This window comes from Streptomyces sp. NPDC091281 (assembly GCF_044757425.1).
Taxonomy (GTDB): domain Bacteria; phylum Actinomycetota; class Actinomycetes; order Streptomycetales; family Streptomycetaceae; genus Streptomyces.
Window position 1 is genome coordinate 67,930 of sequence record NZ_JBIVUY010000006.1, and the last position, 19,497, is coordinate 87,426.

Annotated in this window: 12 protein-coding genes and 1 pseudogene; 4 read left to right on the forward strand and 9 right to left on the reverse strand. The window is 65.6% G+C overall.

The genetic code is table 11. The features are described from left to right. The first annotated feature begins 70 nt into the window (after positions 1-70). Genes ACIQPQ_RS17240 through ACIQPQ_RS17250 form a run of 3 tightly spaced genes read left to right on the forward strand, consistent with a single transcriptional unit; the run spans position 71 to position 4,127 of the window. Positions 71-1,600 carry a hypothetical protein gene (locus tag ACIQPQ_RS17240; RefSeq protein WP_401304686.1) on the forward strand — a complete coding sequence of 510 codons (1,530 nt, stop codon included), beginning with the start codon at positions 71-73 and terminating at the stop codon, positions 1,598-1,600. Beyond that, positions 1,597-3,708 carry an integrase gene (locus ACIQPQ_RS17245; RefSeq protein WP_401304689.1) on the forward strand — a complete coding sequence of 704 codons (2,112 nt, stop codon included), beginning with the start codon at positions 1,597-1,599 and terminating at the stop codon, positions 3,706-3,708. Before ACIQPQ_RS17240 ends, ACIQPQ_RS17245 begins: the two co-directional genes overlap by 4 nt. Then, the gene (locus tag ACIQPQ_RS17250; RefSeq protein ID WP_401304691.1) at positions 3,705-4,127 is read left to right on the forward strand and encodes a hypothetical protein; all 423 of its coding nucleotides are present in this window, start codon (positions 3,705-3,707) and stop codon (positions 4,125-4,127) included. Before ACIQPQ_RS17245 ends, ACIQPQ_RS17250 begins: the two co-directional genes overlap by 4 nt. A gap of 50 nt (positions 4,128-4,177) precedes the next feature. Here ACIQPQ_RS17250 and ACIQPQ_RS17255 read toward each other — a convergent pair whose 3' ends face one another. The 8 genes and pseudogenes from ACIQPQ_RS17255 to ACIQPQ_RS17290 form a co-directional block, all read right to left on the reverse strand. Continuing rightward, on the reverse strand, positions 4,178-5,380 hold the full coding sequence (locus tag ACIQPQ_RS17255) for a hypothetical protein (protein ID WP_401304693.1): 1,203 nt from the start codon (positions 5,378-5,380) through the stop codon (positions 4,178-4,180). Positions 5,381-6,183: 803 nt separating this feature from the next. Next, positions 6,184-7,680 carry a UvrD-helicase domain-containing protein gene (locus ACIQPQ_RS17260; protein WP_401304696.1) on the reverse strand — a complete coding sequence of 499 codons (1,497 nt, stop codon included), beginning with the start codon at positions 7,678-7,680 and terminating at the stop codon, positions 6,184-6,186. A 53-nt stretch (positions 7,681-7,733) separates the two neighbouring features. Beyond that, entirely contained in the window at positions 7,734-8,222 is a 489-nt protein-coding gene (locus ACIQPQ_RS17265; protein ID WP_401304699.1) for a hypothetical protein, read from the reverse strand. Further along, positions 8,219-8,569 carry a hypothetical protein gene (locus ACIQPQ_RS17270; protein ID WP_401305262.1) on the reverse strand — a complete coding sequence of 117 codons (351 nt, stop codon included), beginning with the start codon at positions 8,567-8,569 and terminating at the stop codon, positions 8,219-8,221. The genes ACIQPQ_RS17265 and ACIQPQ_RS17270 overlap by 4 nt, the downstream gene beginning before the upstream one ends. 201 nt (positions 8,570-8,770) lie before the next feature. Further along, positions 8,771-9,103: pseudogene (locus ACIQPQ_RS17275) on the reverse strand (DUF6083 domain-containing protein); the annotation flags it as partial. 160 nt (positions 9,104-9,263) lie between these two features. Continuing rightward, positions 9,264-9,527 carry a helix-turn-helix transcriptional regulator gene (locus tag ACIQPQ_RS17280; protein WP_365218625.1) on the reverse strand — a complete coding sequence of 88 codons (264 nt, stop codon included), beginning with the start codon at positions 9,525-9,527 and terminating at the stop codon, positions 9,264-9,266. Positions 9,528-10,948: 1,421 nt separating this feature from the next. Further along, positions 10,949-11,860, reverse strand: coding sequence for a hypothetical protein (locus ACIQPQ_RS17285; RefSeq protein ID WP_401304702.1), 912 nt, complete (start codon positions 11,858-11,860; stop codon positions 10,949-10,951). Positions 11,861-12,657: 797 nt separating this feature from the next. Then, the gene (locus tag ACIQPQ_RS17290; protein ID WP_401304704.1) at positions 12,658-13,338 is read right to left on the reverse strand and encodes a hypothetical protein; all 681 of its coding nucleotides are present in this window, start codon (positions 13,336-13,338) and stop codon (positions 12,658-12,660) included. Positions 13,339-13,365: 27 nt separating this feature from the next. On the opposite strand from ACIQPQ_RS17290, the gene ACIQPQ_RS17295 reads away from it, so the two are divergent. Continuing rightward, positions 13,366-17,928, forward strand: coding sequence for a hypothetical protein (locus ACIQPQ_RS17295; RefSeq protein WP_401304706.1), 4,563 nt, complete (start codon positions 13,366-13,368; stop codon positions 17,926-17,928). A 656-nt stretch (positions 17,929-18,584) separates the two neighbouring features. On the opposite strand, the gene ACIQPQ_RS17300 is transcribed toward ACIQPQ_RS17295, so the two are convergent. After that, positions 18,585-19,493: a transposase family protein gene (locus tag ACIQPQ_RS17300; RefSeq protein WP_401305228.1), complete on the reverse strand. Its 909-nt coding sequence runs from the start codon at positions 19,491-19,493 to the stop codon at positions 18,585-18,587. Positions 19,494-19,497 lie beyond the last annotated feature (4 nt).

Consider the following 19,497-nt stretch of genomic DNA (forward strand, 5'->3'; position numbering starts at 1 on the left):
CAGGTGGGAGCGGAGCCTGCCCGAGAGGTACTCAGCGGGGTCGAAGTGGCCCAAATTCCTTGCTGACGCAGTGCGGTTGCTGATCGTACGGAGGGACGACCATGCGGAGCGCGACGTGGATGGAGGCTTAGCTCAATTCGCCCGAGGCAAGACACTGATCGCCGCTGGCGAGTCTGCGGAACGCGATGAGTTCACCCTCGTGGAAAAGCGTGCGATGGTACGTGCAGCGTGGAATGCGGTGATCGCGCTGGAGAAACGACTCGCTGAGGGCTGGGCCATGGCTGGACAGGGCCGCCACCCTGACCGCGGCAGCTGGTTAAGTCTTCCCGATCTACTTTGGGGGCTGTCATGCGGAGAGATCGACCTCAGGGAAATTAGCGCTTCCTTGCCCGTTCTCCGTAAGTGGCCTTCAGAACTTCAGAGACTGGTCCAGTACGACGACGGCACCCCCATCTACCCGCAAACGGCAAAGCTCAGGCTCAATTCTCAATTGGTGGCGCAGCTGTATCCTACGACTCAGGACCTCCATGCCTTCCGCGTTCTGCTGGTCGACACGACTGGGCATGCGTCGGAGGAGGTGACCTCTTTCGGTGAAGGCGACGTGGAATTCCTGCCCCACGGGGTGCGGCTGACCTTTGTGAAGAAGCGGGCCGAACTGGTGCGGCACCGAGCCTTCCGTGACACCGCCGCGGAGAGCGGCGGAGACGAACAGGCGAGCACGTACGACATCACGGATGGTCCGCGACGCGAGGCCAGTGCCGTGGTGCGACGCCTGCTTGCCGTGACAGCGAAGGCCCGAGAGAAGGCCCCTCACCTCCCGCACACCCTGTTTGTAGCGGCCAGGGTGCGTGCAGGTCACTCCTTGGTCTTCGACCACTGGGTTCCCAACGGAGGGCCGGAAACAAGGTTCGAAGGTTGGCTGGCCTCGGTCGGCGCGGAGGTGATCGGAGAGAAACACATTGGACGGCTGCGTAAATCCACCAAGGTGGAGAAGGCTATCGCTTCAGGAGGGCGAATCAGTGCGGCTGCTGACGACCACCTGGAGGAAACCTTCGCAGGCCATTACGCCCAGGGAACGACTTTACGCGTCCTGTCCGGGCGGGTGATTGCCACAGCCCAGGACCACTGGTTCCACAAGGCAGTCCAGGGGCCGACCGTAGTCGCTGCGGACGCTGAGGGCGCGCTGAAGGACACAGAGGCACTGAAGTCGCTGGGGCTGGAAGAAGACCAGGCCGAAGGCATCATCCAGGGGCAGCTCGACATGGGCGTCTCGCATTGCAAAGACCCCTACGACTCGCCGTTCAGCCCTCGGGGAGAACTATGCGCGGTGGCACCCTTGCGATGCCTGGAATGCCGAAACGCCTGGATCCTGCCAGGTCAGTTGCCGCAACTGCTGTTGTTTGAACGGCACTTGGAGAACCTGAAACGCCGCATGCCACCGAAGAGCTTCACGGCCCTGTGGGGCCAGAGCTACGTGAACCTTCGCGCGGTGCTGGCCGCTCGCAGCGACCAGGAGCTCGCTCTCGCCCGGAAGAGCATTGAAGCCGCCCGAGCAGAGCTGAATCTACCGCTGACGGCACAAGTGGAGTTCGATCAATGACTATTAACGATCCCGCCGGGCGTCTCACTTCGCTGCTGTTCAGAGACGACGAACCGGTGTTGCAGGGCCGTGCCCTGTTGAGCGCGGCTCGTCGCCCCGGAGCCGGAGTCCCGCTCTTCGGAGACACTGATTCCTGGGACTGCAACGGAGTGCTACGGCGCCCCGCCAATCTCAAAGCCAATGAGTGGCAGGTTCCCTTCACGGTGGAACTGGCAGAACCGTTCTGGAACCTGCTGGCCAGAGAGATGGCCATGGTGATGGCCAATCCACAGCACGAAGCGCTACAGAAGGCGGGCATTTACCTGGGTGACACCCCGGCCTCGGTTAGTACCTTGCGAGGGGCGGTCTACCAGCTGCGTGCCGTGATCAACTGGGCCGACGACGCAGGGCTCCCGCCGAATCCGCGGGAGTGGACAGCGACTGACTTGAAGCGCCGTGTGAAGACTCTGGACGCCTCGCTGAGCGCAGCCAGTGTCATTGGAATCGTGTCCTTCATCCGCAGGATGGTGCGGATGAGCTCGGCGCTGAGCGGCGGATGGCCGGCAGAGGAACCTTGGCCGGGGAAAAGCGCCAAAGCTGTGGCCAAAGCAACCAGAACCGATGTGGTCTCGACCAAGCCCATCCCGCCCGAGATCTGGTTCACTATGGTGCGCGCAGCATGGGCCTATGTCCACACCTTCGCCCCCGATGTACTCCGCGCGATCCGGCGCCGGGATGAACTCCTTCGATCGGCGAGGGCATCCATCATTGACGCCTCACACACTCTCGATACTTGGCTGGCCAACCCAACCAACCAGGTCCCGGTCCACTACGCACGGGACTTGCCCGCAGGTCATCCACCGGCCGTCAACTGGCCGCTGATGACGCTGCTCCTGGGAATCGTCCCGACGCTTCAAGGAGCCGTCTTCGGAGCGCGCCAAAGTGCCCTGGCTTGGAGTAGGCGAGCGGCGGTGCTCGAGGCGGTGGAGCAGGGGCGGTACACACACCAAGGGCTGGTCGAGGATCTCGCCCAAGTCACTCGATCCGACGGCAGTACGGGTCCTTGGCACCCAGGCATTCAGCAAGGCCACATCGAGTACCTTCGGACTGCACTACGCAACGCGGCGTTTCTACTGGTCGCAGCGTTGTCGATGATGCGTGACTCCGAACTCCATGAGATCGGGAGGGGGTGCATCGTCGAGCACTACAACACGCCGGCCGTTGCCTCCACTCTGCAGAAAGGCCATCCAAACCGGCCCCGGAAGCACTGGTGGATCACCGAGCCGGTAGTCGAGGCCATCGAACTCGCCGACTCCCTCTCCCTGCACGCCGAGCGAGTCTTCGCCCCGTTCAAGCGACCCAAGACCAGCGAAGCCATCGACGGCGCCTTGATGATCGATTCCTTCACTCGCTTCGTTAACGCTCATGCCGCATGGTCCGGACTGGACCCAATCCCCGCCGGCAGGGTCAGACCGCACATGTTCCGTCGCACCATGGCTATGCTTACCGACCAATTTGCTGGCTCCGAGATTGCCTTGGGTATCCAGCTCAAACACATCGCTACCCGGGCCTTGGCCAACCGCTCCACTCGTGGATACGCGGCCCCCGACGAAGCCTGGGCCAAGCATCTGGAAGGGGCGATCGAAGCTGCTAGGTTTCGCCGACTCCGGACTCTGTACAACGAGCACAAGGACGGCAAGACGATCGGATACGGTCCTGGCGCCGACCGCGTCAAGCAAGCCTTCGACGACATTGAGGACACCGTTCGAGCTCGTGGAGGCGACTCCCGCGTCGAGGAGGACCTGCTGCGCAAGGCCCGGATCACCATCCGATTCGGAGCCTTGAACAACTGCCTCTTCGACCCGAGCAACCCGTCAGGCGCGATCTGCCTGGAGAACACCGTTATCCCCGAAGGTCACACAGGCCCGCTGGACTGGCGCTGCCGTCCCGACCGCTGCCACAACTCCATGATCGGCATCGAGCATGTCCCCATCTATGACGCGCACCGCCGCGAACAACTTAAATTGCTGGAGACGCCAGGGCTGCCGAGCCTTCGCAAGGACCTGATTTGCCGCGAAGTCGAACGCGCCGAGGCCGTCCTGAAGTTGACCTCGCAGGAGGAGACATGAGTGCCGACGCCCACGCGGTCGATCGCGTGTCCCCGAGGACCGCGCAGGCTCTGGAGTCCGCGATGGAGAGGCTCTTCGCCGGTAAGCCTCAACGCACCGATGGCCGGTTGACAAAAGAGAACCTCTGGCGGGAGGCCCAGGTCAGCCGGGCGACCATGAACCGGGCCACGGGCATCCTCGCTCGGTGGGACGCGCACGTCGCCCACCATGGGAAAACCACCCCCGGCGAGGCGCGCCGCGACGAGGAGATCACCCGCATCCGCCGGAAACTCGCGGACAAGACCCAGGAATGCACCGCGCTGAAACGCAAGCTCCAGGCCGCTGCCACCGCCATCGCCGCCCTCCACCATGACAACCAAGCTCTGCGTGACGAACTCGGACGGCGTGGGGGAACCGTAGTTCCGCTGCGCCGAGATTGAATCCCTGACAGGAGGAGCCCCAACAGCAGCCATGGCCGGTAGGCCGGAAATCAGTCAAAGGCGTGGATGATGGAATCAATGATTGCGCGGATTCCGTTCCAGTCTTCGTCGTCGGCGCTGTTCCCGGCCTGTGCTGCCGCCGCCTTCCGGCGGAATCGCTTCTGCGCGGCCTTTTTGTCAGCGCCAGAGAGGGCACCCTGGCGGCGCCCGAGGCGGGTGACCATGCCACCCCAGTGGACGGGCATCAGCGTGCCGTCGGCGCGGGTCAGCACGTCCTGGCCGAAGTACATCTCTAGTGATCCCGCTGCCCCATTGACATCGGTCGGCGTGAGCACGCCGGTGTCTGGGTCGACAGCAGGGTAAGCGGCGAGAAACTCCAGTGGGGGGTAGTGGAGCACGCGGCAGGACGAAGGATGCTTACGAGCTGTGAGGTTGGCGAGCCCGTCGTGACCGGCTGTGTCGTTATCGGCGATGGCAACGAAGCGGTTGGCTACGCCGGCCACGATGAAGGCGTCCACGGTCTTCACCAAGGCGCCGACGTTTCGTTCGGCCGGAGCCAGACGGAAGTTCATGAAATTGACGAAGCCGACCAGATGCGGGTGCGTGACGCGCATCCCCAGTTCAAGCAGGTCCGCATCTGTGCTCCCCTCGGTCAGCACGAGTAGAGGCGCGTTCTGGGCGACCTCGGCCAGTTGCTCGCTGCGAGCTTGACTGGCGAGAGGCTGGTGCGGGTCCACGCTGATGCCCTCGCGGTCGAGCTCGGACAAGTCCAGACCAGCCAGCGCCTGCGCGGGGCTGCACTCCAGCAGCACCCTCACGAGGTTCCGGATCTCCATGTGCCAACTGAGCCCATCGATGACCATGCTCAGCTTGGGCCAGCGGTCAAAGAACTCCTCGTGGCCCCAGGAGGAGCCGTCGGTAGCGAGGATGGCGCGAAGCTCGTCCAGGAAGTCGGCCCGACCTGGAACGGGATGCGGGAGCCGGTCGGAAGGAGGCTGCTCGGCGAGCGTGTCCAGCGCGGTATCGAGGTCCGCGGCTGCGCGACCGGATGTGATGCCCAGAGCATGAAGCCGCTCGAGCAGGACGTGAGCGGTCGTGAGATAGCCGCAGCTAATGGCGGACTCGCCGTCGGCAGCGTGGAGGCAGGACTGACGCTCGGACTCTGCGAACAGCGCTGCGACTTCAGGGAAGTAGCTGTAGCCGGCAGGCAGGAACCTGTGCCCGCCCACCATGACCCAGGAGTAGTCCGCCATAACTTCATTCTCACGGCTGTTTTCATGGCCGACTGCCAGTCCGGCACCAGTCTGTCGGACCTGAGGCCATGGATCTTGCTCTCGATGTCAGCCGTGCTCATGCGTGTGATGTCGAGGTGGCGTTGCCACACCGCCGCGTTGTCCTCGTCGTTCACGGCCCTCGGATAGAACCGGTCCGCTAGATCCTCGTGCGGCGGGCGCATTTCCGACCTCCTCATCTTCAGGGCCGGATCTGGGCGACTACAGGGCGTGGCCTACCAGCGCGTACCGGGTCCGCCCCGCAGCTCCGCACCTGGGTGGGAGCCTGGCCTGCCGCGCTGCACACCGAGCCGAGCCGTTGCGATCCTCGTCAAGGCCGACGTAAAGCAACGGCAGTAGGTCTAGAGCCGCACGCCGAGCCGGAGCGCCTCTGAGCTGATCCACGCCGCTCGTCGGCCCGCCTCCGCGGCACGGTCGTACGCGGCACCATTCAAATGACTCGGAATGGGGAGCGGGCGCCCCCAACTGTCCAGAAGCAAGCGCGCTTTCCACGGCAGCGGGTACAGGTCTGCGGAGGCGTAGCAGTCGTCCCACGAGATCCAGTGGCCTCGCGGAGGGCAGACACGGTCCGCGTGGACGGTGGCGAGAAGACGGTGTGCATCCTCGCCACCGAGGGCTTCCTCGTGCTGAGGACTGTCCAGCATGCGGCTGACGAACTTGGCGGCGCTGACTCGGCGGTTGTTCATGAGTTCACCCGAACTGTCAGGCCCCGCGCCCAGTGGCAACGGTACGGCCGTTTCTACAGCCGAGTTGAGTGATCGCGCTCACACTCCGCGCTCGTCGCAACCATGAGACGAGTGCTGTCGCCCACCAGGGTGATCGTCGATCCACGACAGGCCACCGAGGTCTAGCTGAAGTCGGGCGCGGGTCACGGCGACGTAGGCCAACCGGGCGTCGGCGTCTCGGACGGGTTCGGGGATCGGGTGCCCTTGGTCGTCGAGCTCGTCCGTGTCCTTGGGTGGGGGGAAGTCGTCCGCGATTCTGACGCTGGACCATTCACGGCCCTTCGCCTTGTGGGCGGTGGAGACGGTTACGTCGGCGCAGGATTCGTCGCTGAGCCGATCCACCGCATTGAGGATCGCCTCCGTACCGTGCTGATCGATGAGATCGACCAGCGGCTGCAGATCCTTGCCCGCAGGGTCGTATGCGGCATAGTCCTGGAGATCGCCCCAGGAAGCGAAAAGCACAAGCTCCGGATGGGCGGTCCGGCGTCCCTCTTTGAGGTCCCGGGCGGCCAACGCCAGGGCACGGAGGGTCTGTCCGCCGCCGACGAGTGCGACGCTGTGGTTTTCGGCGAGCAGGCGCATGACCTCGGCCATGGCTCCCACGTTGGTGCGGCTCAGCACCGCCTTCGGGTGGGTGACGGTCCCGATGTCCGTGGTGATGGTGTCGGTGCCGGACAGGCGGATCGGGGCGTCGGCGATGGCCAGCCAGCGGTTGGCCTGGTCGGCGAGGTGCGGGCCGAACCTGAACGAGCGTGTGAGGGTGAGGGGGACGCCGTCGAAGCGAGACATCACGTCCCGTGCGCCTCGCCAGCCGTAGATGGCCTGGGCGGAGTCGCCGACCATGACGAGCTGAGCGTGGTCGCGCTGGGATGCGAAGACCTGTTCCAGCACGGGGTTGGTGTCCTGAGCCTCGTCGAGCATGAGGAAGTCGGCCTCGATTCTCGGGTGCCTGAGAGACCAGATTTTCAGGTAGTGGTCGTGTTCGAAACGCACGACCCCTTTCTCGGTGTTCTGGAGGTCGGACCAGGCCTGGGCGGCAAACGGCAGAACGAACCCGACGAGTTCACTGTGCGATGACTGAGACTCCAGTCGCCTAAGAGGCGGCACGTGATGGTCAGAGAGAACCCTGTCGGCGGAGTGGCAGAAGCGGGCCACGGTACGCAGCATCGTGTGGGAGAGCGTCCTATGGCTGATGGTGTGGTCACCGATGCGGACAGAGCGGTTGAGGCCCAGGCCCTCGCCGATTCTCCAGGCGGGTTGGCGGGGGCTGTTGAGTCGGCTGGCGTACCGGTGGCCGACGGCTGCGTATGCCGTGGCGTGGGCGGTCGTGCACCGCACGGTGTGAGGGAAACGGGCAGCAGCGTCCCGGGCGATGACCTTGTTGAAGGCGAGGTACCGGCCGCGGCGTTCCGTACTGGCGGCGAGCTGGACGAGGGTGGTGGTCTTGCCAGTGCCGGCGCCGGCCTGGATAACCAGGTGGTGCCCGGCGTGAAAGGCGTCTGCTGCTGCGGTTTGTTCGTCTGTGAGCGTGGTCAACAAGAGCTCCGCATGTGTGGAGGCTGGCAGTTCGGCGGCGGGGCGAGCAACTGCTACCGCTTCGAAGGCGTGCCAGAGCGGTGGGGACGGCTGAGGACGTCGGCCGCGGCCAGCAGAAGTTCTTCCGCGGTGTTGTCAGTGAGCAGACCCTCCAGCCGATCTGTGAGATGCCGGAGGCGTTGGCGCTCATGACGGTCGACGGCTGTGGTCACTGCCTGGCTCAGAAAATCCTGGGGTGTCTGTCCCAGAGCTGCTGCCTTGTGCCGGATGATCCTGCGGATGGCGTGGCTGACGGCCACGTTGAGCAGGATCTGGCCCCGCCGGTCCGGGTAGTGGGTGGTCATGACATCGATGGGCAACTGCACGTCCAGCAGGTGGCGGAGGACACGGAGAGCCCGGCCAGGGCTCTTGGCCTGCTGAACTACCAGGAGCCGGGTGAAGTCTGCGTTCGTGGCCAGCGGAACTCGACGGCGAGCCCGCTGCAGTTCGCTGGCTGTGGCCGGCCGGGTCAGCGTGATCTCGACGGCGTGGTGGGGTGTCACTTCTGATCCGTGGTTCGAGCGGTGTTGCTGGGCCGGGCACGCCGGACCAGCGTGGGCAGACGGTTGTAGATGTGCTCATGGTGGAGGAGCGCGTCGAACACCTCCCACTCCGCCACCGCCATGTCTCCGGCCGTAGGCACGTCGCCGTGCTGCTGACACCGCTGGGCCCGCCAGCGCAACTGGTCTCCGTAGGGCAGACCGGAGAGGTCGTACACGGCCATGACCTCTGCAGGCAGGGCGAGTTGGCCGCAGGGCCTCGTGGCCGGCTTCAGGGTCCAGGTCCCGGCGGGTGTGTCCGGGGTGAGCAGCAGATTGCCACAGCGGTGCCTCCGCCTGGTCTGAGCCACGCACTGGATCTCGTCGACAGGCTGGGCGGCGAGATAGCGAAGGTACAGGAGCTGCACGATGGGACGGCTCGGGCGGCAGGTGGCCGGGGCCGAGTCCTCCGAGTCGGAGGAAGTTGTCGACGACGGGGTGAAAGTGCCGGCGTCGAGCAGGCGGCGAGTGTTGAGGGCCAAAGCGCGGCGGAGCGGTACCAGTTCAGGCGACGCGGAGGTGGCATCGCGGGTGGGGCACACGACGGCATGCGGCAGACGGCACCAACGTGTGCCGTCGTCCGACGGGTACGCGACGCCCGAGCTGACGTGCCAGCGGCAGGCGACGGGAATGCGTGAGGTCGGCAGCTCCCGGGGGTGCAGGCGGATGGGCTGGCCGTCACCGCGGAGATACCACTCGATCCGGTTGCCGCAGTCACGGCATCGGCCGTTCTGGCCGCAGCGCAGGAGTCGACTGACGCCGTCGGGTGTGACGCGGAGGGAGCGTCGCGTCCGGGCGGCGGTGCCATCCCAGCGGCGCCTCGGAGGCGGAGGTGCGGAGTGCATGTGGGCGAACCTGCCAGCCAACACGCCGTAACCGACGTGTCGCTGCTGTCGTGTCCCTCGGCTAGCCGAACTGGTGGCAACTGGCGTACGAGTTGGCACTCACGTGTTCGAGCGCGCGTCGCCGGTTTGGGTGGTCAGTGAAGGCCGCTTCGGGCGGAGCTCACTCCTGGGTCTCCCCGGGCGGCTCGTGCCCGCGGCACAGGTTGCCGAAAAGCATGTCCAAGGGGGTGTCCAGGGCGTGAGCGAGGGCGTGCCAGGTCTTCAAAGTGCCGACGGTGCGGCCTTGCTCGATCTCGATAAGGGTGCGTCTGGCCAGGCCGGTGCGGGCGGCGAGCTCGTCGTACGTCCACCCTCGCGCCGCCCGCAGGCGCGCCAGCTCCAGGCGTAGCGCCTCGAAGTCCGGATCGGGCGGCAAGATCGTCATCCCACCATTCGGCGGTGCAGACCCCTGCCCTGTCAGTGCAGACCTCTGCCCTATTTGTGCAGGTGACGACGCGAGCGGAAGGGCAGATGTCTGCACTACCGTGTGCCGCCGCCCCCTCTCGGCGGGTGTCGGCGCCAAACACGATGGGAGGAGCACGAGCCCGATGAGGCTCCGCACAACATGCCCTGCGGGGCGGCGTACCTGGACCGTCGAACTGCGCCCGCAGACCGGCGGGCCAGTACTTTTCTGCGAGCAGTGCCCGGCGGGCGGCAGGCCTCTAGCCGCCGCATCCGCCCGCTCGGCCGCCCTGGCCCACCTCGCCCGGCACGCCCGCTGCGACGTCCTGCCGGTGCACATGCGCACCTGCCAGTGCCACGAACGCGGCTGTCGGTGGCACTCCCGACACCGTGGGTGCGCCGGCCCCATCCGGCTACTCCTGGCGCGGGAGCGCGGTGGACGGGTGTGGCGACTCGCCGACTCCTGCGCTGCCTGCGCTGCGGCCACGGACCATGCGGCCGTCGTACCCGACACGATCCTGTCCGCGTCAGTGCTGGCAGCATGCGAATCCGGTCGCGGCCGGCGCGGACGGCTGCCTCGCGGACCGGGCGAACAGACCCGGGTGCGGGAGATGCTCAGCTACCTTGCCGCCGCGCTGCCGGACGGCACCGAGGCTTCTGCCCGGCTCCTCGCCCTGCAGTGTGCCTTGAGGATGAACGCGGTGGCGGAGGTCCGTATCCCGGCAGGACTGCTGCGCGCTCTCCGCCTGGGCAATCGCACAGATCCTTGGCGGGAACTGGAACAAGCCCGGTGGTTGAGCAGGTTCCCAGGCCCGGCGGACAGTGGCGGCACTGCGGTAGTTGCCCGGTTGCTCGATGCCGGACTCCTTACTCAGTCCCCAGCGCGGCCCGACCGCAGGCGAGCTGCTGACTGGGCCTTGCGATCAGCTCTGCCTGGTCGGGCGGCTGAGGGTGGACCGCTGCCCCAACTGGTTGCCGTGTGGCTTACTGCGTACACAAGTCCAGAAAGAGGTGATGGACTCATGGAATCGGACCGGATGGCGCGTGACTGCGGGTTCGACCTGTCTGCTCTGCCGGACGTACTCCGGCAACTTGATGCAACAGGGCTCCTCAAGTCCTTGGACGTATGTCCTGACTCCGGAGACCTGCGCTGGAAGCTGGCAGAACAATGGCTGCCCCGCCAGGGTGACCACGGCGCACCGTAAGACGCGTAGCCTGCACGGATCCCCCGTGTGCGGGCAGCGAACTGCTCCCGCTCGAAGCGGTAATCCGGGGGCGTCGGTGGCAAGTTTGAGCAGTTCGGGGAGCAGCAAGAGGACCTCCTAGCGGGGTGTGCGCAGGAAGACCAGGTGCGTTTCGGCGTATGCGAAAACCCCGGCTCACGGAGCCGGGGTTCCACGGCGCCTAGCTTTCCTGTGTCCCGTTGTCCGAGTCGGGCAGCTCGTCGTAGGCGGCGAGTCCCGCCAACTCCACGAGTGACGCCAAGTTGGTGCCTGCTGCCTGGATTTCCTCCGCGCTGTTCAGCCGGAGCTGGCACCACGGACAACTCATACTCACGGCTGTGAAGGCCATCTTCGGTGAGGCCGGATCAGGCTCAGCCTTCACGATCGCCTGACGCTCACAGGCGGGACAACCATGGGTGCCGGTCACGGTCACGACGACTTGGTCAATGTCACGGTTTGCATCCTGGAAGAAGACGCTGAAGCCGGACTGCTCAGGCACTCGGAGCTTGTACGGCAGGGGCAGTCCCTTGAGGCGATCATCGAGACCATGTCGAGCTTGCCTGATGCGGAGCTGGACGTCCCGTTCGATGTCGCCCCGCCGCTTGTCCACGGCTACGTTCATCGCGCTCGTCCAGCGACCCCAGAAATTCTCCTCAGGAAGGTCGATGTCTTTGAGCATAGCTGCGATGTTCTTGGCGAGTGTTGGGAGCAGGGTCTTCGCCTGATCGCCGATGGTTGTATGGGCGGTGCCGTTGCGAAGTTCGATCAGCAGGTCGAGCTCGGAATCAGGTGGAAGCAGCCCCAACGTGCGGAGCCGCTTGATGGTGTCCTTGGCGCCGACGGTGCGGACCTTGTCCGCGCTCACCTCTAGGTGGCCACCGAGGTACAGGAGCATGTCGGGGTTCCCGTTGCGCATCTCCAGGAGGTACACCGGGTTCTTCGAGACCAGCACCGCTTTGGCGAGCCGCTCCACGGCAACACCGCCATGGAGAGCGAACTCGTCGTACTCGCCGCGCCCATGGTCGTCCATGGCTCTGTGGGCGGCCTTCTTGGCTCCTTCAAGGAAGTTCTCGAAGGAGAGGGATTCGTCCATGGACGGACGGTAACCGCCCCTGCACTACAGGCTCGATCGAATTGTGAGACCCGGTCCTTCCGCTGACGCCTCAGCATGACTCACAGGCGTGGAAACGGCCGCTTTACCTCGCTGAGAGGGTCGGCGAAGGCGTCGAACTCGCTGGTCATCTTCATGGCGAGCGGAGGCCAGGAGAACGTCTCCCGTACGGGCCGCAGCGGCTGGACGTAGGGAGAGAAGTCTCCGTGCCCGATTTCGTCCGCAGCCCCTTGGGACCGGCGGCCAGGACCTTGCTGCTGGCGCCTGTCGCATTGCCGACCGCGTCCCCCGCAGCTGCTACGCTGCCCGGCCTTGAGGCGCTCACCTGGTGCTGGCCGACCGCAGGCTGTGCCTGTGGCAGTGCCGGAGCTGCGCGGCGGGTCACCTTTGCGCCTGTGGCCGTAGCGTTGCCCACAGCGCTGCCTGCTGCGGCCACGGCTCCCGGACCGCCCGCCTGCACAACACGACCGCTTGGGCCCGCCCGCCGCACCTCGAAGTAGACACTCAGAGCGCAGCCCGGAAAACCGGCGCACGCCCCCGCGACGCTTGCGACCTTGTCTGCCGAATCCAGGTCTGCCCAGAGCGCCACGGACGCCAGGGCGAGGCCCGCCACGGCAAACCCTGCGGCCAGTACCCGTAGCACCACGTGCCCCATGAAACCTCCGCCTTGGCACTCAGGCCCACCCGACACCGTCGTCCGTCATCCTAGAAGGAGCTCCACGGTGCGCTTTGCGGCGTGAACGGAGCCCGCCCGCTCGGTGCGGCCGCCCCGAAGACGCTCATCCCTGGGATCGACCTGCAGTGCCGATCATGTCGGCCTCCCCCTCATTCTGGAAACGCTGTGCGACGCCACGATTGTGGGTGACGATGGCAGCATGTTTCTCGCCGCACGCTACGGTGAGCCGTGCGGCAACTGATAGCACAATGCCACCGAGGAGCACATGAACGAGCCCGTTGGGTCGGACGCTGCCGCTCGGTCCGAAGGTGAGCCAGTATCTGGACCGGGGGCCGCTTCCCAGGATGCGGCCGTCGGGGTCGCGACCGCCGCGGCCGGTGAAGCTGAGCGAGGATCGAGTACCTACGCGACCGGCGGTGGCGGCGTTTCGTTCGCGCACCGCGTCGCGGCTGTCTATCTCGCTGGCATGTTGACTGGCGAACGACGGGCGGAGGTCTCTGAGCTGCCGGTCCGGAGGGTGGCTTTCCAAACCGGTCCGGCGCACCCGGTGGATGATCTTCTGATCGAATGCGGCGATGACGTAGCCGAAGTCATCCTCGCCGTGGCATGTCGAGCAACGCCGAACTTCGTCCAGAGCCACGGCGACACTGTGAAACTCGTCGGGTCGCTGCTCGCCGAGGTCGAGAAGTTCGACACCGACACTCACCAGGTCGCCGTCGCGACCGCCGGTCGGTCCGATCAATGGGACCAGCTTGCAACGCTCTGCGGCATCGCGCGTGCTCATGCCGACCCAGAGTCGTTCCAAGCGTCCATGGACGTCGATGGCCGCTGGTCGAGGCCAGTGCGTAAGCGCCAGGAGCATTTCCTGGAGATGGTCGAGAAGGCCGTCGGAGACGACACAGCGCCGGAAGAGGTCCTGCGGCTGGCGTGGCGGCTGCTTGGCCGGTTGCACATCCTCGGTTTCGCGGTTCAGAGCCCGGGTGAACGTGACCGTACGGCGGTCGCGACATCGTTGGACGGCGTGGCCTCGCCCGCCGCCGACGGGATGGCGGTCCGGGACCGGCTTGAGGTTGAGGCAACCCGCTACGACGCGACCGGCGCCATGGTGGACCTCAAGGTGCTCCGCCGTGACATTCACGTGGTCTTGGACTCGGCCGCGACTCGAAGTCGGCAGGCGTGGTCGGTGCTTGCGGACCAACGCAAGTTGGCCGTTGCCGGTGTGCGGACCACTATCGGTGACGAGTCATCTGGCGGACCGGTCGAGATCTCGTTCGCCGACCGCCGCGAACAACTCGCTGAGGCCCTGCGCGAGGCCGGTACCAGTGCTTCGGCTTTGCTGGTATCCGGCGAGTCAGGCATCGGTAAGAGCGCATTGACGCTGTCGGCCGTTGCCGAGTTGGAAGCCGCGGACCCCGCCGGGTTCCAAGCGGTGGTGGTCAACTTCCGCAGCCTGCCACAGTCGAGCCTGGAGCTGCGTACTGCGCTCGGGATGTCGATGGAGGACGTGCTCGCGGAATTGTCGGCACCTGCTCGGGTCTTGGTCATCGACGCGGCTGATGCTGCTCTGGAGCGGTCTGCCGGCCTGTTGAGTGACCTGGTGCTGACAGCGGCTGCGGCTGGCGTTGGGCTCGTAGCGATGACATCCGACATGGCATCGGATTTCGTGCGGGAGCAGGTAGAGCTGGGGTTCACGAAGCCCATTTCATCTTTCGCGATGAGACCGTTGAGCGACGAGGACATCTCGATCGTCTCAGACCACTGTCCGCTTCTACGCACGGTCCTGCGAGACCTGCCCGCGAACTCGCTGCTGCGCAGGCCTGTTGTGCTGGACCTTCTGGCTCGGACAGGGTCGGAGCCAGACAGCTCACTGGGTGAGTGGGAGTGCCTTGAGCTGGTGTGGAGCAGGCTTGTTCGGGGCGATGGACGCCCCGGTGTCGGTTCGGCGGAGGCACGCGAACGGACATTGCTCGCGGTGGCTGCGACGACGCTGAAGCTGCCCGAGGGCCGTCGACCTGACGCAGGCGTCGATGCTGCAGCGGTCGACATGCTGCGTCGGGATCATCTGCTCGCGCCAGCGAGCCCGTACCGGGGCCAGCCGGAATTTGCACACGACGAAGTCCGACGGTACGCGACCGCCATCATTCTCGTCCGTGGCCAGAGCCCGACCGAGTTGCTGCAGGCAGCTGGGGCGCCCCGGTGGGCGCTGTCGGCTACTACTCTTGCGTGCAGGGGGCTACTGAAAGCACCCGACGCTCGGCCCGTCCGGAAGTTCGCCGAACTGTACTCGCAACTGCGGATGTTCGCGGCAGCTCATGGACCCCGGTGGACGGACGTCCCGGTGGAGGCGGTTCTGGAGACGCCGTTCGCGTATCAATGTCTGAAGTCGGCGTGCACGGATCAGTCGGTCGGCCTGGTGCTCGGCGACGTGGTTCGAGTCGTTCAGCAAAGGCACAAGGTCAACGGGTGGGTCGACCGTCTGATCACGAACCCCATCGTGCGGATTCTCCTCGATGACCAAAAGCCGTGGGACGTCTCGAAGGAGTCGTTCGAGCTGCTTGCGGACTGGCTGCAAGCCCTGTCCCTGGCAGACGTTCCAGCTGGCAATGAACTGCGAAGCCGGCTGCGGGACCGTCTCCTTGCCTACTGGAACTCGCTCCCCCTACGCGAAACCAGCGGGGGCCAACTGCCCGGGTCGAAGTCACAGCATCGCCAGCGCCGACGCCGACGCACGCTGGATCACCACCTGACCAATGAAGAGTTCGTCGAAACGTTGGCGCTGCTCGGACCGGACATCGACGATGCTATCGAAGCGTGCCTTCGGGCCATCGCCGATGACGCACCAGCGTTCCTGGCTCCGGCTGTGGACTCGCCGTTGAGCGCCCGCGCCTTGGCCCAGAAGGACCCGGAGCTATTGGCGACGTTGATGGCGGCCTACTACATCGACGACGAGCCAAGCTGGCATCGAGATGAGGGTGTCCGGAGGCATCAGGGCCGGTGGAGCGGTATCGGACCACCGTTCTTCCAGTACTACTTCGGCGGGTTCTGGCAGCTGTTTCAGACAGCGTCGTTGTCGACCTCGGTGCGGGTGTTGAACAACATCTTGAACAGCGGTGCGCGGGCGCGCGTAGCAACGCTGTCTCGGCATAGTTCGCCTGACGCCTTCGCTGGGCCCGCCGGCGCCCGGAGCGAAGACGCCGACGGCGAGACGGAGAACGGAGAGGGCGGAAACCGCGGTGCGATTCTGAACCTTGACGGCACTGCTCGCCTGTACGTCGGCGACAGCCACGTGTGGTGCTGGTACCGGGGCACGTCGGTCGGTCCGTATTCGGCGATGAGTGCGCTCCAGGCGATGGAACGCCTTGCCGACATGTGGTTGAGCCAGGGTGTGTCACCGAGAACGGTTGTCGAAGTTCTGCTGAATGACTGCGAGAACCTCGCAATTCCGGGGATGCTGTTCGGCCTGCTCGTGCGCCATATGGAGAACGTCGACACCGACCTAGACCCGTTCCTTGCTGAACCGGTCGTATGGGAGTTGGAGTTCGGTCGTACGACGAGGGAGTACTCAGGGCTGCGTGCCGCAACCGAAGGGCTCGCTAACCTCGAACGCCGCCAGTGGACGCCGCGTGAGGTAGCCATGCGGTTGATGATGCGCGGTGGGCAGGAGCGTGCCGAGGCTTTGAAGAAGGTCGCCGACAAGCTTGTCGAGAACGGCGACCTTCTCGGCATTAGCCAGGAGGCAACGAAGAACTGGGCCGCCAGCCTGGACTGGGACCGATACCGAATCAAGCAGCATGGCGATGAGATGTACATCGAGGTCGAACCGCCGCCTGAGCTGCGAGCCGCACAAGATGCGCACGAGGCTCACCAGGAAGTCGTGCAGACCAGCTTGCGGCTGCAGAATCGGTACTGGGGCTCGTCCAAGCAGGACGCCGAGTACGTGCCGCCCTCGTCGGAGGAGATCGCTGCGGACCTGGCGGCAGGCCGCGCCTTGCTCGAGTCCGATGGAGACCTGATGCCGAACCGGCCTGTGGACGCCGTTGCCCACGTCGTCCGAGCAGCCGTCGAACGAGCCGCCGCCGGCGATATGGAGGCGCTGGGCAACGAAGGGCAGTTCGCAACGGAGCTCGTCATCGGTATCGCAGCGTCGTTCCAGGACGTTGAGGATCAGCGTCACGAGGACCAGTACTTCGACCTTGGTGCCGACCGAGCCGTGGCTCAAACCGTGCCCGCGTTCCTCACACCCGCACTGGCAGCGCCCCTGGAAGCCGCCGGCGGTTCGACCGAAGATGTTGCCGAGGCCGGTCTTGCGATGGCAGGCAAGGCGCCCTTGGAGACACGGCTGTACCTGGCGCGTGGATGCGATGTCATCTGGGCGGCTCCATGCCATTCCGACCCTTGCATCCACCGGACTGCGTTGAACTGGTTGCTCGAGACCGCCCGTGGCGCAGAAATCGGTCCGTGGGACCAGGGCGGCCAGCGACGGCAGAACGTTCAGATTGCGGGCGACGTTGCCGAACGACTCCAGGAACTATCGGGTGACTCCCTTGACATCGCGGTTCTCGACGCAGCCATTCGCGGACTCGGTGTAGCCGCGTCGACAGACCACTGTTGCACCGACGACGCAACCACGCTCCTCGTCGCGTTCCTCGACGTCGAGCGACGCGCCATGGTCGCGCAGGAGAATGAGGGCTGGACCGCGGACGACCGCGGGACGCACACCCTCGTCGCCGCACGGGCCCTGCTCGAAGGCTTTGCGAAGAACAGTGACGCCGGACCGGTGCTCGAGCACCTCGACGCCCTTCGCGCAGACGCGGGACTGATGTCCAATTTCCTCCACGGTCTTGCCGCAGCAGGCGCAGAGAACGAACGGCTGGCCGAAGCTGCACGAGGTGTCTGGCCATCTCTGCTGCGCCACGCCGTTGACTACCTGAGTGACGACCCGAGCCCCTACCGCGACCATCACTGGGGCGACTGGGCTGCTGCTGCCCTGCTACCGGACCCTCTTCCGTGGGCGCAAGGCCTGCACAACGAGGTTATCGGTGGACCCATCGACTGGGTCCGCGCTGAAGACCTCGTGGAGTTGATCGACGATTGGCTGCCGGTCGCTCGTGGGGAGGCCAAGTCCGTCGACGCACTCATCGGCGTCCTGCGGAAGCTCCCAGAGGAAGTGCAGGCTACCCGAGGCGTGCGCTGGGTCTCCGACCTATGCATTCAAGACGAACGTGTCACGGTCAATCACTCGTGGTCTTCTAATAGCTGGCTCAAGGAAATCCGCAGAACGGCGGAGGAACTCGGCACGTTGGACGAGTGGCAGATGCTCGTCGACTCCTTGGTCGTCGCCGGAAACGAGGGACTGGCGCCATACAGCAGGTGATGGCTCAGGGGTCCTGCCTGATTCTTGGTGAGACTTCCGGACCTGTGACCAAGGCTGCTGAATTAGGCGGCGGTACCTCGTCGTCGTAGGTATGGCGGGGTGGGATAGGCCAAGGCGCCTGCGGGTGAGAGGCTGTCGGACCGAATCGCGCCGGGGGCGCTGACGCAGGCGTATGATCGACGCCTTCGCCGCCTTCGCCTCCAAGGGAACCCCGGCGACCCGGATGGTGCTCAGCGACGCCCGCCGCAAGGCGTGGGGCGACGTGAGCCCCTTCGCCCTCTGACGGCACCGGTGGGACCACTTATCCGCGATGGTCCCAACGCGTAAGGGATCAGGAACCGCGAGTTCGTTTCATGGTGCTGGCCGTGCTGCTGAGTCAGTCAGGCTGAACCACGGCTCGACCGTGGCCCTCAGCCAAGTCGGTCCATGCCAGTTCTAAGCCGTGGTCAACTGTGTACCCAGGTGCCGCTTCTAGCGGACTTCTTGGTCGCGATGCCGTACTTTCCCGTTGATGATCAAGATCGTGTGGTGCGACCACCTGGCGTAGCAGTCGTCACAGACGGTCTTGATCCAACCTGTTGGGGCATCGTCGCGTCGCCTAACGAGTTGGTGCGTGATAGCGGGTGAGGCGTGTCTGGCTTGGTCGTGGCCTGTTGTCAGGTGGTGGTGCGGTCGGATACGAGGCTGGCGATGGCGCGGTAGGTGTCGGGCAGGCGGTCGCGTCGGTGGGTCCAGCGCGTCAGTTGCTTCCAGCGTTTGTGGTCGGCGAGGGTGTGTTCGACGGTGATGCGGTCGGAGGAGTGTTCGTGGCGGTCGCGTTCCCACTGCTGGACTCTGCCGGGCAGTGCTCCCGGACGCGGTTTCCTGGGCGGTGTGATCGCTTGCCCGCGGTGGTCGCGGCTCAGGCCGAGGTAGCCGTCGTCCAGGAGGACCTCGACGTCGGGGAAGTGCTGGAAGCAGACGGCGATGCCCTCGTTGCGGGCGGCCGTGGCATCGTGCATACGACCAGGCCGCAGGGTGTCGGTCCATAATGTGCGGCCCCGCCAGTCGGCGATGACGGTGGCCTTCATGGTGTTCTGTTTCTTCTTCCCGGAAACGAATGCGCGCCGGCCGCCGCGGCCGGCCGGTGGTCGGCGGACCTGGATCTCGGTGGCGTCCAGCCGGAGCTCGATGCCTTCGGCCTGGGCGTAGGCGAACACGTCGGCCAGAGTCCGTAATCGCAGACCGGGGCGGTCGGGGACCGCACACCCCCGCTCGGCCAGGAGCGTGCGTATCTCTGCGATCGCACTGATGGTGGAGCGGTCGACGCCGAACAGCAGCCCCAGTGCCGAGTGCGGCAGGTCGTGCCGCAGATGGATCAGCGTGGCCACCAGCCGGTCGGCGAAGACCAGTTGGTGGCGGGCGCCGGCTCCCGCGGCCCGCTTCCTGGCCCCGCCTCGTGCTGCATGGCGACGACCCTCGACCCCGGCCTGCCACGGCACCGCCAACTCCTCGACCAGGCACGAGAGATGACGCTGAGAGATCCCCGTGAACAGCCGATGCGCCAGCACTGCCCGATTGACCATGATC